Annotated in this window: 14 protein-coding genes; all 14 read right to left on the bottom strand. The window is 33.7% G+C overall.

The window, feature by feature from the left end; genetic code table 11:
- Nucleotides 1–142 precede the first annotated feature (142 nt).
- Complete coding sequence (gene recA, locus J5G60_RS02625) at nucleotides 143–1,183, bottom strand: recombinase RecA (protein WP_229981268.1); 1,041 nt, start codon at nucleotides 1,181–1,183, stop codon at nucleotides 143–145.
- A 230-nt stretch (nucleotides 1,184–1,413) separates the two neighbouring features.
- On the bottom strand, nucleotides 1,414–2,001 hold the full coding sequence (gene pgsA, locus J5G60_RS02620; protein WP_150356428.1) for a CDP-diacylglycerol--glycerol-3-phosphate 3-phosphatidyltransferase: 588 nt from the start codon (nucleotides 1,999–2,001) through the stop codon (nucleotides 1,414–1,416).
- Nucleotides 1,985–3,325: a 30S ribosomal protein S12 methylthiotransferase RimO gene (gene rimO / locus J5G60_RS02615; RefSeq protein WP_150356429.1), complete on the bottom strand. Its 1,341-nt coding sequence runs from the start codon at nucleotides 3,323–3,325 to the stop codon at nucleotides 1,985–1,987. The genes pgsA and rimO overlap by 17 nt, the downstream gene beginning before the upstream one ends.
- A gap of 223 nt (nucleotides 3,326–3,548) precedes the next feature.
- Entirely contained in the window at nucleotides 3,549–5,810 is a 2,262-nt protein-coding gene (locus J5G60_RS02610; protein ID WP_150356430.1) for an FtsK/SpoIIIE family DNA translocase, read from the bottom strand.
- A 181-nt stretch (nucleotides 5,811–5,991) separates the two neighbouring features.
- Nucleotides 5,992–6,672, bottom strand: a complete 681-nt coding sequence (locus J5G60_RS02605) for a ClpP family protease (RefSeq protein WP_150356431.1) — start codon at nucleotides 6,670–6,672, stop codon at nucleotides 5,992–5,994.
- 58 nt (nucleotides 6,673–6,730) lie between these two features.
- Nucleotides 6,731–7,936, bottom strand: a complete 1,206-nt coding sequence (gene dapG / locus J5G60_RS02600; RefSeq protein WP_150356432.1) for an aspartate kinase — start codon at nucleotides 7,934–7,936, stop codon at nucleotides 6,731–6,733.
- Nucleotides 7,937–8,016: 80 nt separating this feature from the next.
- Entirely contained in the window at nucleotides 8,017–8,289 is a 273-nt protein-coding gene (locus J5G60_RS02595; RefSeq protein ID WP_150356433.1) for a YlmC/YmxH family sporulation protein, read from the bottom strand.
- A 124-nt stretch (nucleotides 8,290–8,413) separates the two neighbouring features.
- Nucleotides 8,414–9,712 (bottom strand): M16 family metallopeptidase, encoded by a 1,299-nt coding sequence (locus J5G60_RS02590; protein ID WP_150356434.1) that lies wholly within the window; start codon nucleotides 9,710–9,712, stop codon nucleotides 8,414–8,416.
- 110 nt (nucleotides 9,713–9,822) lie between these two features.
- Nucleotides 9,823–11,952 carry a polyribonucleotide nucleotidyltransferase gene (locus tag J5G60_RS02585; RefSeq protein WP_150356435.1) on the bottom strand — a complete coding sequence of 710 codons (2,130 nt, stop codon included), beginning with the start codon at nucleotides 11,950–11,952 and terminating at the stop codon, nucleotides 9,823–9,825.
- 72 nt (nucleotides 11,953–12,024) lie between these two features.
- A complete protein-coding gene (gene rpsO, locus J5G60_RS02580; protein ID WP_150356436.1) occupies nucleotides 12,025–12,288 on the bottom strand; it encodes a 30S ribosomal protein S15 in 264 nt (87 codons plus the stop codon).
- A 128-nt stretch (nucleotides 12,289–12,416) separates the two neighbouring features.
- Nucleotides 12,417–13,340 carry a bifunctional riboflavin kinase/FAD synthetase gene (locus J5G60_RS02575; protein WP_150356437.1) on the bottom strand — a complete coding sequence of 308 codons (924 nt, stop codon included), beginning with the start codon at nucleotides 13,338–13,340 and terminating at the stop codon, nucleotides 12,417–12,419.
- A gap of 2 nt (nucleotides 13,341–13,342) precedes the next feature.
- Complete coding sequence (truB, locus tag J5G60_RS02570) at nucleotides 13,343–14,221, bottom strand: tRNA pseudouridine(55) synthase TruB (protein ID WP_150356438.1); 879 nt, start codon at nucleotides 14,219–14,221, stop codon at nucleotides 13,343–13,345.
- Nucleotides 14,221–15,183 (bottom strand): DHH family phosphoesterase, encoded by a 963-nt coding sequence (locus tag J5G60_RS02565; protein ID WP_150356439.1) that lies wholly within the window; start codon nucleotides 15,181–15,183, stop codon nucleotides 14,221–14,223. Before J5G60_RS02565 ends, truB begins: the two co-directional genes overlap by 1 nt.
- Nucleotides 15,170–15,535 carry a 30S ribosome-binding factor RbfA gene (rbfA, locus tag J5G60_RS02560; RefSeq protein ID WP_150356440.1) on the bottom strand — a complete coding sequence of 122 codons (366 nt, stop codon included), beginning with the start codon at nucleotides 15,533–15,535 and terminating at the stop codon, nucleotides 15,170–15,172. The genes J5G60_RS02565 and rbfA overlap by 14 nt, the downstream gene beginning before the upstream one ends.
- Nucleotides 15,536–15,538: the final 3 nt, after the last annotated feature.

Genomic DNA, 15,538 nt, shown 5'->3' with positions numbered 1-15,538 from the left:
ATATTATATTTTAATTATTGTCAAGTTATATACATCTTATTCCATATATTAAATATTCCTTAAATTCGGATGGAGTTTGCCTATTTGAATCGATGATAAATATAAAATCGCAGGATAATTATCTCGCGATTTTATATTTGCATCATATATCCATATGTTTTTGCTCATTTTTTTTCGTACTTGGCTTATTATCTTTTTCGTTTTTATTACCTGTCGAAGGCTTTTTTAACTCAGGTAAATTGTACTTTTTTCTTATTTTACTTTCTATCTCAAATAAAATATCCTGATTTTCTTTTAAAAATTGCTTTGCATTTTCTCTTCCTTGTCCAAGCCTCGTTTCCTTATAGGAGAACCAGGAACCACTTTTCTGTATTAGTTCCTCTCTTACACCTACATCAAGCACATTTCCCTCTCTTGAAATACCATGATTGTACATTATATCAAATTCAGCTTGTTTAAAAGGAGGAGCTACCTTGTTCTTTGTTATTTTTACCCTCGTTCTATTACCTACTATTGTATCTCCCTGCTTTATGGCATCTATTCTTCTTACATCCATTCTAACAGAAGCATAAAATTTTAGTGCCCTTCCACCTGGAGTAACTTCAGGGTTTCCAAACATAATTCCCACTTTTTCTCTCAGCTGATTTATAAATATGGTTACACATCTTGATTTATTTATAGAAGACGTGAGTTTTCTGAGAGCCTGGGACATAAGTCTTGCTTGAAGTCCTACATGGGAATCTCCCATTTCACCTTCTATTTCAGCTTTGGGAACTAAAGCTGCCACCGAATCCACTACTAGAACGTCTATTGCATTTGATCTTACCAGTGCCTCTGCAATCTCAAGAGCCTGCTCTCCGCTGTCTGGCTGGGATACAATCAAATTCTCTATATCTACGCCTAAATTCTTTGCATAAGCAGGATCCAGCGCATGTTCTGCATCTATAAAAGCCGCTGCACCACCTGATTTTTGAGCTTCAGCAATTATATGAAGGGCTACCGTAGTCTTGCCCGAAGACTCAGGTCCAAATATTTCTATTACCCTCCCCCTGGGCACTCCTCCAATACCAAGAGCTATATCCAAATCAAGACATCCTGTGGATATAGCGTCTACATTTAAAACACTATTCTCTCCCAGTTTCATTACAGCGCCCTTTCCAAATTGCTTTTCTATCTGCCCCATGGCAGATTCTATAGCCTGTAACTTTTCATTACTTAAATTTCCCAAAGGATCACTTCCTCTCTTATGCGAACGCATGTTCTAATTAAATTATATACCATACATTTTAACTAGTCAACAGGTTTAAATTAATTATTTTACATCACTATACCAAAACTACAGATTTCCATTATCCACCTAAAATATATATTTTAATTATGTACAACATAATTGCATTTTAATCAACAAATTTATTATTTATCCGGCTTTAGTACTTCCTTATTTTTTACAAAATAATCTATTCCAGAAATTAATGTCATAATTATTGCTATGGCCATGGCAATATCAGTAGCCAAATTTAAAATTCTGTGAGGATGATATAAAAAACTTCTCAGCAGTCCAAAAGATATATGGTTGTAGTCCAAATTTATAAGTGCAAGTATTATAGCCACTATTTGCGTTACAGTTTTAGCCTTACCCCATGGGCTTGCAGCTATTACAATTCCCTCTGCCGCTGCGACAGCTCTAAGTCCAGTTACTGCAAATTCCCTTGCTATTATAATCATTGCCACCCAGGTTGGTATTATATGATATTCCACCAGAGATATAAGAGCTGCCGTAACTAAAAGTTTATCTGCCAAAGGATCCATAAATTTTCCAAATCTAGTAACTTGATTTCTGCTTCTAGCTATATATCCATCTAATTTATCCGTTATTGATGCCAATATAAAAATAGCTATTGCAATAATTTTTCCATAAGGCATATCTTTTATAGCCATAAAAATCAAGAAAAATGGAATCAGTAACATTCTAAGTATCGTAAGTTTATTCGCCAAATTCATCACATACAACTCCCACCAAATCATATTGAATACTACGGATTATTTTTACATTAATCATAGTACCTACTTTTAACCCTTTTTCACATTTTATATATATAAGCCCATCTATATCCGGAGCCATTTCATAGTTTCTTCCATACCACAGCTTCCCCTTTTTGCCCTCTACAAGTACTCTATACACATTTCCAATTTTGCTTTTTCCGGAAGCCTTAACAATTTCCTGCTGCAGTATCATCAATTCGCCTTCCCTTGCGGATTTTATTTCCTCCGGAACTTGATCTTTCATTTTAAAAGCTGCAGTTCCCTCTTCTCTTGAATACTTGAAAACCCCCATATTCTCAAACTTCATGGATTTTACAAATTCCTTCAGCTCATTAAAATCCTTCTCAGTCTCTCCTGGAAACCCAACTATTATAGTAGTTCTAATGGAAATATCTTTGATATTTTTTCTAAGCTCACCTATAATTTTTATTATATCCCTTTTTCTTCCTTTTCTTCCCATATGTTTCAATATATTATCACTTATATGCTGAAGAGGTATGTCTATATAATTGCACACCTTGTCATTGGAGGCAATTTCATCTATAAGTTCCCCTGTTATCTCTTCAGGATAGCAGTAAAGAAGTCTAATCCACTCTATTCCAGAAATTTTAGATATACTTCTGATGAGTTCAGGAAGCATCTTCCTGCCATATATATCAATTCCATATTTCGTAGTATCCTGTGCAATAACTATTATTTCCTTAACTCCATGAAGGGCTAGATCATTACATTCCTTTATTAAACTCTCCATGCTCCTACTTCTATATTTTCCTCTAATTTTTGGAATTATGCAATAGGTACAGCAATTATTACATCCCTCTGCTATTTTCAAATAAGCTCTGTAAAAAGGTGTAGTAAGTTTCCTCCTGCCTTCATATATATTGAAATCGCTATAATCACAATTATAAATTTTATCATCTGTATTTTCAATACATTTTTTTATACTTTTATTTAATTTATCATAATCATTTACTCCCAACATCACATCTATTTCCGGCAATAATGACATAAGTTCTCTTCCATACCTTTGAGCTAAGCATCCAGTAACTACAAGAATTTTGCAATTAAATTCTACTTTATAATTTGACATTTGAAGTATGGTATCTATGGATTCTTGCTTAGCTGCTTCTATGAAGCCGCAGGTATTTACAATTATTACATCAGCCAGTTTTAAATTTTCAACTAGAATATACTCTTTTTCAATGCTATTCAATATTATTTCAGAATCTACTCTATTTTTATCACAGCCCAAACTTATCAGTCCAATTTTCAATTTACCCACTAAATTTCCTCCTGTTAAATCATTTTAATATTCAATATTAATATAAGTTAAATTAACCTTTATATCAAGTTATTCTTAGGTTCAACGGATATTGTAAATATCAAAGTTCAGAGAATAAATAACACTTAACGAAGATTTTCGGTCAATCCAAAAATCCACCAAAATTGATATTTAAACTTTGTACTTTAATTATGAATTGTGCACTGTGAATTGTAAATTGCATTCAATCTTTCCGGTCAATAAGTATCCGCCTTGGTTTACTTCCGTCTTTTTTTGATATTATCTCCCTTTCTTCCATCTGCTCTATTATCCTAGCTGCCCTGTTGTATCCTATTCTGAGCCTTCTTTGGAGCAGTGAAGTAGAAGCTTGTCCTGCATCTAATACAACTCTAATAGCTTCATCTAAAAGCTCATCGCAGTTATCATCAGCTTTAGTTACATTCGTATCTATCTGCTCTATTATTTTATCTTCATATTGTGGTTCGCCCTGTTTATTTTTTATGTAATCCACAACTTTTTCCACCTCATTTTCAGATATAAATGCCCCCTGTATTCTCATGGGCTTCGCTTCTCCCACAGGATAAAACAGCATATCTCCTTTTCCGAGCAGTTTCTCAGCACCGCTGCTGTCAATTATAGTTCTGGAATCAATTTGACTGGATACTGCAAATGATATCCTAGAAGGGATATTGGCTTTTATCACCCCTGTAATTACATCCACAGAAGGTCTCTGGGTGGCTATAACCAAATGCATACCTGCAGCTCTCGACATTTGAGCAAGACGTCCTATATAATCCTCCACTTCATTTGGGCACACCATCATTAAGTCTGAAAGTTCATCAATTATTATTACTACAAAAGGAAGTTTGCTTTCTATTTTTCCGCTTTCAAATAATTCATTATACCCTTCTATATTTCTAACACTGTTATCCGCAAAAAGTTTATATCTTCTATTCATTTCCTGCACAGCCCAATTTAATGCTCCTGCCGCTTTTTTAGGATCTGTCACTACAGGTATGAGCAAATGTGGTATCCCATTGTATACACTGAGTTCCACCACTTTAGGATCCACCATTAAAAATTTAACGTCATCAGGTGAATATTTATAGAGCAAACTCACTATAAGAGTATTTATACAAACACTTTTACCTGAACCTGTAGCACCTGCTATGAGCATATGTGGCATTTTCGTAAGATCTGATACTATACAATTTCCACCTATATCCTTTCCCAAACAATAAGCTAATTTATTTTTCGAATTCATAAACTCTTGAGATTCCACAACTTCTCTTAAATATACCGGCGTAAGTTCTTTATTTGGGACTTCTATGCCAATTGCAGATTTTCCCGGTATAGGGGCTTCTATTCTCACTCCTGATGCAGCAAGTCCAAGTGCTATATCATCAGATAAATTGACAATTTTACTCACCTTAATTCCAGGGCTTGGTTGAATTTCAAATCTAGTTACAGAAGGTCCTCTGCTAACCTGAAGTACTTTCACATCTACTCCAAAGCTGGCTAGAGTCTCTTCTAATTTATTTGCACTGTTTATCAATTCCCTTTTATCCTGCTTATTCAGCTTGGACTGGATATTTTGTTTCAATAAACTCACTGGAGGAGATTTATATATGGTACTTAATTTTTTCTCACTTTCTGTCATTTTCTTTTCCAGTTCCTCATTTATAGAATTTGATTTCCCTCCGGCAAACCCATTTTTATCACCGTTAAAATCATCCAATTTTTCATTATACAAAGGCTTGCTCATATAATCCTCTTCTTTTGGATCTGAAGATTTCATAAAATCCAGTATCTTTATCCTATTGTTTAAATTTTTAATAAAACCAGCCTTTTCATCTCCTTCAGTATCGTGCCCATCATTTTTTAATTCTCTATTTTCCATCTTATTGTCTTCTTTAATTTTAATGTCCTCACTGTCTTTTTTTCTTGTAAATATCACTTTTAATTTATTCAATATATCATAAACAGTAATTTTACTTATAATCATAAATGAAATTATATAAAGAGCTGCAAATATGATATAGCATCCCGTATTTCCAAACAGCTTATATAATGGTACATCTATCAAAAAGCTTATTATTCCTCCATGAAATATGGTGTCTGAGTCATATAGTTTTTTTACTCCTGAAAATAAATCATATTCAGAGTAATACTTTGACATTACAAGCATCTGCATAAATAAAAGGGTATTTATAATAAAAAGAAGAATTCCATAAAATTTTTTGCTGAAATTTATTTTATTCTTTTTTATAATAAGACAGCATCCTATAAATATTATGAGTATAGGGAATATATAGCATCCTAATCCAAACACAGCTATCAAAAGTCTTTTTATAAATCTTCCAGCTATTCCAGAGGAAGATGGTGAAAATACACTTATTATCATAAGCACTCCCAGTGTAGCAAGTAATATACCTTTTACATCCCTGTTAAAGATATGCTCCTGCTTTCTTCTACTTCTAGACATATGTTACCACCTCCTTCAAGTGCAAAGAAATATTTAATAAGTCCTAAAGTGAAAAGTTCCCTAATAAATATTCTACATCACTTTCTCTTTTCCTCTAATAATTTTGCAGCATAATCTCATCATCAGATAAATATAAATTACCATAGGATTTATCCTATGGTGACTTTTAATAGGTCTTTAATTATTTGATCATGTCATTTAATTTTTTAAGAGCCTCACTTATTCCCCCCACTTCATCAATCAAACCCTGCTGCACCGCCTGCTTACCAATCAGTATAGTTCCCGTATCGTTTAGCAATTCATCTGTTTGAAGCATAAGTTCAATCAATTTTTTTTCAGTTATATTAGATGTTCTAACAATAAATTCATTTATCCTATCCTGCATTTTGCTAAAGTACTCAAAAGTCTTTGGAACTCCAATCACCATTCCAGTCATTCTTATGGGATGCACAATCATGGTAGCCGTAGGAGATATAAATGAATAATCAGACGCCGTAGCAAGAGGTACGCCAATGGAATGTCCTCCCCCTATAACGAGAGATACTGTAGGTTTACTCAAGCTCCTTATCATCTCCGATATGGCAAGACCAGCCTCTACATCCCCACCTACAGTATTTAAAACCACCAGCAATCCTTTTACACTACTGTCACTTTCAACAGCAATTAAATTTGGTATTACATGTTCATATTTAGTGCTTTTGGTTTCAGAAGGCAGTACCACATGCCCTTCTATCTGGCCTATTATTGGAAGTATTTGGATTGGGCTGTTTCTCTGCTGTGGAATATTTGTAACACCCAGCTCTTTTATGTTTTGAAGCTGGCTGTTATTCTTCTGGGTTTCATTATTTATTTTATCCGACATTTTAATCTCCTCCTTAAACGATTTTATCTTATGCATTTTAGGAGATTCATATACCTTTTTACTTTTCACCCAATAGAAATTCCCTATGAAGGGCATTTATGGCTTTACTTGCTTTACTTCTTTCAACAAGACACCATATGGTAGTATGGGAATCAGCAGTTTGAAGTACTTTTATATTCTCTCTAGACAGTACTTTCAATATCTTTGCAATAACTCCTGGCACCCCTCTCATGCCGCTTCCAATGAGGGCTATTTTAGTACATTCTTTTATAGCATTATAATTGAGACCGAGATTTTTCATCACTATCTTAAAATTATCCATATCCTCATTACCTATAGTAAACACTTCCTCATAGGGAAACACATTTATCAAATCTATACTTATAAGATTATTTGCCAGCTCATCTAATAATGTATAATAATTTTCAGAATCTTTGTTTTCACTATATTTCACCGTAATCTGAACTCTGTCATCCATGGATGTTATACCGTTTACGACTTTACCAGATGCCCCCGCCGCAGAATTGCTTATGACGGTGCCTTTTCCATCATTCAATGTGTTCTTTATAACTAAAGGTACATTTCCATTCATGGCTATTTTTACGGCTCTTGGGTGTATGACCTTGGCTCCTTGATCTGCCATTTGGAACACCTCATTATAGCTTATCTTTTCAATCAATGAGGCATCAGATACTATTCTAGGATCTGCCGTCATTATTCCATCTACATCTGTATATATTTCTACGGATTCTGCATTTAAAGCAGTACCCAAAAGTGCTGCGGTAACATCACTTCCGCCTCTTCCCAATGTAGTTACATATCCATTTTCAGATACTCCTTGAAATCCAGCAACTATCGGAATTTTTCCACTTTCCAATATACTGGTCAGTTTGCCTTTTTCCACCCTTAAAACAGCAGCATCATTATAATTATCATCAGTAATTATTCCTGCCTGTCCTCCTGTTAGGGGAACAACATCCATTTTTAATTTTGAGAGCTCATCAGCAACAACTACAGTACTTATTATCTCCCCACAACTCATAAGCAAATCAATACTTAACGGACTGCTATTTCTAAAATCTCTGCTGACCAGAGATAGAAGCGTATCTGTAGCATAGGGTTGACCTTTTCTACCCATAGCTGAAACAACTACAACTGGTGAAAATCCCTTATTCTTGGCCTTAATTATTTTATTTACTACTCTATTTCTTCTTTCATGAGTAGAAACAGAAGTCCCTCCAAATTTTTGAATTAGTATTCTCATTTTAGTCCTCCATAATTTTTGACAATTTATAATTTACAATGCACAATTGACAGTTGACAATTTAAAAATCTTCAACTGTACTATCGCACTTTTTTGAGATTTTTTTCCTCCACATCTATAATAATTGTCTTAGCTCCTATTTTCTTGACATATTCCCAGGGAACCTCTATGAACTCACTTTTACCAAAAATACCAAATTTAGTTTTATTATCACTTAAAATCAATATCTTTAGGTTCCCCTCAGAATCAACTATTATGTCATTGTTCCCCAGATAATTGTATTTATTGCCATCATTCACATTAATAATTTCATATCTTTCCATTTCACTATAATATTTTATATTTTGATCCATAGTATCCTCCCACTTATATTATATAAAATATATCATTACTACATACTATGAACAATGTACATAACTTATTCTACAAGCTTCATAATCATATAAAATCCCAAATTCATACTCATTCTAATAAATTTTATAAAAAGCTGCTCTTTGATCCCTGAAAAGGTTTTATATCTTTATCCAATAAATTTTTTACAATTTCCATATCTATATTATCACCTACGAATGCGGAATTCACTATTCCATTACAAAAAGTGTTCTTCATCACTCTGTTTAGAATATCTTCATCTATGTTGTTTATCTTTTCTATTATATCTTCAGGAGTATTTAACTTATTGGTAAATAATAGAGATTTACCGTTATTAAACATCCTGCTGCTTATGCTTTCCATACCCAATATATAGTTTCCTTTTAACTGTTCTTTTGATTTTTTCAATTTACCAGGTTTAATGCCATTTTTTGAAAATAGCTCTAACTCTTCTTTTATTCTGCATATCACATCATAAACATACTTCGCATTTAATCCAGTATACACAATAACTACACCATTATTATTAAAAGAAGTCAAATAAGAATATACAGAATAACAAAGACCTTTTTCCTCACGTATCTTCTGAAACAATATAGAAGAAGCTCCACCTCCATATATATTATTCAATAATAAAAGTGGATATATATCATCACTGCCTCCTTTAACTCCCTGTATCCCTAAGCTCAAATGAAGCTGTTCTATATTCTTTCTCTTCAAAAGATGGTTATTTAGAAGTTTTGGGAAAGAATAATTGGTGATAACCTTGTCTTTTCCACACCAGTTTTTAAAATATTTTTCTATCAATTTCTCTACATTTTTTAAATTTACCTTGCCGGCTATAGATATTACGGAATTTTCAGGTATATAACGAGAATTTATATATTCCAGCAGCTGTTTTCTATTAAAGGATTTCACAGTATCAGCATTTCCCAGTATGGGAAGAGATATAGAATCATTTCCCCACATGGCTTTATTGTGAAGATCCGACAATACATCTTCTGGTAAATCTTCACTCATATTTATCTCTTCAACTATAACGCCCTTTTCCTTTTCGATATCTTCAGGTAAAAATTTACTGTTAAACAACATATCCGCTAAAACATCTATAGCCAAATCCAAATGAGTATCCAATACTTTTACATAAAAACATGTAGCTTCCTTCCCCGTAAAAGCATTTATCTGTCCACCAACATCTTCTATTGATTCAGCTATTTCAAGTGCAGTTCTATTAGCTGTGCCTTTAAACAGCATATGTTCAATAAAATGAGAAATACCATTATTGTATTTTTCTTCATTTCTAGATCCACTTTTTATCCAGAGGCCCACACTTACAGAATTTACATAATCTATATTTTCTACGACTACTCTTAATCCATTATCTAACTTAAATAAATTATACATTAAAAGTTTCACCTCTTTCACTAGACAGTTTTAATTTATTATCAAAATTATTCCCACAAGGTGTAAAAAAATCACATTAAAAAATAAAAAGGCACCTAAGCCCTTCTATTTTACTGTTTTACCTTTGAATCTTTTCCCTTTAGATCTTTTTTCTCAGAATCTTTTATGGCATCTTTTCTGGAAAGATTTATTCTACCTTGATTATCTATATCAGTTACTTTGACCAATATCTTATCTCCTACAGATACTACGTCTTCTACCTTATTCACTCTGGTAAAATCCAATTTTGAGATATGAACCAGTCCTTCTTTACCTGGAAGTACTTCAACAAATGCTCCAAAATTAGTTGTTTTGGTAACCTTACCCAGATATATCTCTCCCACCACTACTTCTTTAGTAAGATCGTCAATTATTTTCAATGCCTTCTTTGCACTTGCAGTGTCATCTGACATAACAAATATTTTTCCATCTTCTTTTATATCTATTTTAACTCCAGTCTCTGCTATTATCTTGTTTATAACCTTTCCTCCGGAGCCTATTACATCCCTGATCTTTTCAGGATCTATGGACATGGTAAATGTCTTTGGAGCATATTTTGACAATTCTGCCCTTGGTGCAGGAATACATTCATGGATTTTTTCAAGTATAAATAACCTTGCTGTTCTTGCCCTATTGAGGGTTTCTTTTATACAGTTATTGGATAGCCCATGAATTTTTGTATCAAATTGAATGGCTGTAATGCCTTTTTCTGTTCCTCCAACTTTAAAGTCCATATCTCCGAAGAAATCCTCTAATCCCTGTATATCAGTCAATATTTCCTCCTGAGACATATCTTCGCTGGTTACAAGTCCCATAGCTATTCCCGCCGCCGGTCTTTTTATTGGGACACCTGCGTCCAAAAGAGCTAAAGTACTTCCACATATGCTGGCCTGAGAAGTAGAGCCGTTTGAACTCAACACCTCAGACACCAATCTTATGGTATAGGGAAATTCCTCTTCACTTGGTATAAGTGGTTCCAATGCTTTTTCAGCCAGAGCTCCATGACCTATTTCCCTTCTTCCTGGTCCTCTAAGAGGCTTTGTCTCACCTGTGCTGTAGGATGGAAAATTGTAGTGGTGAATATATCTCTTGGACTCTTCAGAACCCACTCCATCAAGTATCTGCACATCTCCCAGGGATCCCAACGTAGCTACAGTCATCACTTGAGTTAATCCTCTTGTAAAAAGTCCAGTACCATGAGTTCTGGGAAGAATTCCCACTTCACAGCTTATAGGTCTTATTTCGTCAAATGCCCTTCCATCTACTCTTTTATGTTCTTTTAAAAGCATATTTCTAACTACTTCTTTTTTCATTCTGTAGACTATATCAGAAATATCAGCTTCACTATCCGGGTATTCTTCAGAAAATTGCCCATTTAATTTATCGTCTATATCTTTAAGCGCTTCATTTCTATTATCTCTGTCCTCTATATGCATGGCATCTTTTATCATATCAGAGGCAAACTCTCTAACTTTTTCCTCCAGGGCTTCATCCGCCTTGTACAATACAGGTTCAACTTTTTCTTTTCCATACTTCTTTATGATTTCTTCTTGAAATGCCACTATCTTTTTGCATTCTTCAAATCCACATATTATACCGTTGTACATTATATCCTCCGGTATTTCATCTCCTCCAGCTTCTACCATCATAACCCTGTCCTTAGTAGCACAAACTGTAAGATTTAAACTACTTTTTTCCCTTTGTTTTAAATCGGGATTAATTATGAATTTGCCATCTACCAGCCCTACGGACACTGCTCCCACCGGAGTAGTAAAAGGAATACTTGACATACATAGAGCTAATGAAGCTCCATTTATGGCCAATATGTCAGGTGCATTGTCCTGATCAACTGACAGTACAGTACATACTACCTGAACATCATTTCTATATCCCTTTGGAAACAGCGGCCTAAGTGGCCTATCTATCGCTCTAGCATGAAGTATGGCCTTTTCCGTTGGTTTACCCTCCCTTTTTATAAAACCTCCGGGAATCTTACCAACAGAGTACAGCCTCTCCTCATATTCTATGCTCAAAGGAAAAAAATCTACTCCTTCTCTAGGTTCATCTGACGAATTTGCATTGATTAAAACCACTGTATCTCCATAACTTATAAACATAGCGCAGTCAGAAAGTTTACCTACTTTTCCATAATCAACCTTTAAAACTCTTCCTGCCACAGTAGTTTGAATTATATCACTCATTAAAAATATACCTCCTACCAATGAATTACAATTCTATTAAAAGAATAGAGCGGCACAAGCCCGCTCCAAAAATTATTTTCTTAAATTTAACTCCTTAATAATAGCACGATATCTCTCAATATCCTGTCTAATTAAGTAATTAAGAAGACCTCTTCTCTTACCAACCATCATTAGAAGACCCCTTCTGGAATGATGATCTTTCTTATGGATTTTTAAATGTTCATTTAAATGATTAATTCTTTCAGTAAGCAGGGCTATCTGCACTTCAGGGGATCCTGTATCTCCCTCATGTCTTGCGTATTTTTTCATTATCGCATCTTTAACTGCCTTCTCCATTTTGTTACACCTCCAATTGTTAATCCCCTTTATTCCAAGAACAACGTTGGCAAGTCGAAATTCTTAGCATAAGGATCACGTCTGTAATTATAGCAAATAAACCTAGTATTGTAAATTAATTTTTAAAATTAATTTCCGGTTTTTTTACTCACATACACTTTATCTTTCTTTAATTGATCGGCTAATTCAGCTAAACTGTTGAATTTTACCTCATCTCTAATTCTCTCAATAAAATATATCTTTATGTTTCTATCATATATATCCCCGCTGAAGTCCAGTATATTGGTTTCAACGCTGAGTTTATTGTCATAGGTGGTGGGATTATATCCTACGTTAGTTATACCTTTAAATATTTTTCCATCTAATCCCACCATAGTATAATATACTCCGCCCTTTGGTATCACAAATTTTTTGTCATAATCCAGATTTACTGTGGGAAATCCCAGTTTTCTTCCTAACTGCTTTCCATGCATTACCTTTCCCTGTATCATAAAAGGCCTTGTCAAAAGTTTGTTTACCTTTTTCATATCCCCTTCATCAGTTACAATGGCTCTTATGATTGAACTGCTAACTATTTGTCCTTTATATTTTACAGAATCAATAACGCTTAAATGAAATTTATAAACTCTGCTCAACTTCTTTAATAAATTTACATCTCCTAAATTCTTGTATCCAAATCTATAGTTGAACCCAACCACAAATCCTTTGGCCCTATAGTTATTTAAAAGATGAATCACAAAGTCCTCAGGACCTATTTTCATAAGTTCTTCATTGAAGTTTACCATATTTATTATATCCAAACCCATATTTCTCAATACATCTATTTTAGATTGGTTATCCATCAAAATTTTAGGTGCCAAGTCAGGATTTATAGTCATAAGAGGATGATTTTTAAATGTAAATACCATACTCTTTGCCCTATTATTTCTAGCGAGTCTGATGGTCTTATTTATAAGACTCATATGTCCTAGATGAAGTCCGTCAAAGCTTCCCAATGCTATATATGTATTCTCTTTAAAATGTTCTTTAAAATTATCTTCTATAACTTTCATAATCAATTACCTCGAATAAATAACTTAACCATTTTAAATTCAAAAGTTTTATGCATGCCTAAACCCACAAACTCATTTTTACTTGTATACACTCTATACAGTCTATCCTTTGATATTTTATCTAAAAATATCTTATCCCTTATTGGAATTCCATTTAAAACATTTTTTACATACTTATCTTCAACTGTGAGTACAGGGTATTGTGACAGTGCGGTATCTACAGGAATAATGTATTGTAATATGTTTTTATCATTTAAGCTTTCTAAAGTAATTGAATTTAAAATGTCAAAGTTTCCAGTGGATATTCTCTTCAAGTCCCACATAACAGCTCCACAATTCAATCTATTTCCAATATCATTACAAAGACTTCTTATATAGGTTCCTTTAGAACACCTTACCTTAAATACTACATAGGGCAGCTTTATATCCACAATTTCTATAGAATATATCAGTATTTTCCTCTTTTTTCTTTCCACTTCTATGCCGCGTCTTGCCAGATCATAAAGTCTTTTTCCCTTCACCTTTATAGCAGAATACATAGGTGGAAGCTGGTCTATTTGCCCCTCAAAACTCAAAATCACATTCTCTATATTCCTTTTACTTAAGTTAAAATCTAAGGTATTTATTACAGTACCCTCTCTGTCGTAAGTATCCGTTCTAATTCCAAGTTTCATCTGAGTTAAATATACTTTTTCATCTTTCATTATATAATCCACAAACTTGGTAGCCCTGCCTATACATACTGGCAATACTCCCGAAGCGATTGGATCAAGTGTACCAGCATGACCTACCTTCTTATTATGTGACAAAATCTTAATTTTCCTGACCACATCAAAGGATGTAATACCTGCAGGCTTATTTATATTCAAAACACCATCCATCATATAAACTCTTTTTCAACTTCTTCCAATATCATGTCTTCCACCTCATCCATAGACTTACCCTCAATTTTAAGGCCACTTGCCCTTAAATGTCCTCCGCCGCCAAATACTTCTGCTATTTTCCTAACATCCACTTTTGATTTTGATCTAAGGCTTGCTTTTATCCCGTCCTCTACCTGCTTTAACAAAATTCCCACTTCTACAGTATCTATCTTCATACCTATACTTATAATATCAGAAGTATCAATTTCTGAATTCATGTCAACTTCCGAAAGCATATCCCGTGTAATTTTCATAATACAAATCCTGTCTTCTACAAGTTTCATACCTTCAATAGCTTTCCCATAGAGTTTTATTCTCTGAAACTTTTTATTTTCAAACACAATTCTGTGAATTTCACTAAAGTCTATACCCGTATTTATTAAATCTCCTGCTATGGCATGGGTTACCGACGTGGTCGAACTATATCTAAAAGAGCCACTATCTGTAATTATAGATGTATAAAGACACTGTGCTATATCCTTATCTATATCTATATCCATAAGTTTAAGCATTTGATATACTATTTCCGCCACAGCGGCAGCATTTGTATCCACATAGTTTAAATTCCCATAGAGTTCATTTGTTACATGATGATCTACATTTATTATTTTGTATGCCCTGTTTTGAAAATCCAACTCCGCATCTATTCTCTTTACATCTCCGCAATCCAGCACTATAACACATTGAACATCTGAACCCACTTTAAAATTTTTACCATCTATCTCTTCACTGCAAGGTAAGAATTTAAAATCTTCCAATATTTTCTCTCTCGAAAGAATTTTAACTTCCTTGCCCATCTTTTTTAATCCTTGAAACAATGCCAGCGAGCTTCCAAGAGCATCTCCGTCAGGAGAAGAATGAAAAGTAATTGCAATGTTGTTACAGTTCCTTATTCTATTGATTATATCATTCATTATCATGTCTTTCATTCTCCTTTATTTTATGGAGGATATCATCTATATGCATTCCATATTCTATAGTATTGTCAAGTTCTATAATTATCTCTGGCGTGTTTCTCAGTTTTATCCTATGCCCAATTTCCCTTCTTATAAATCCCTCTGAATTTTTAAGTGCTTCAAAAGTGTTTTCTTTCGATTTATTTTTCCCATATATGCTTACATAAACTTTAGCATATTTCTGATCTTTTGTAACATCGACTTTCGTAACACTCACCATAGCAGTTACCCTTGGATCTTTTATATCATTTCTGATTATATTGCTTATTTCCTTTTTCATCTCTTCATTTATTCTTCCACTTCTATAGTTAGTCACAAA

The organism is Clostridium sp. HV4-5-A1G, from assembly GCF_900184915.1.
Classification (GTDB): Bacteria; Bacillota; Clostridia; order Clostridiales; family Clostridiaceae; genus Clostridium_B; species Clostridium_B aromativorans.
Note: the sequence above shows the minus strand (reverse complement) of the source record. Positions and strands in the feature narration are given on the sequence as shown.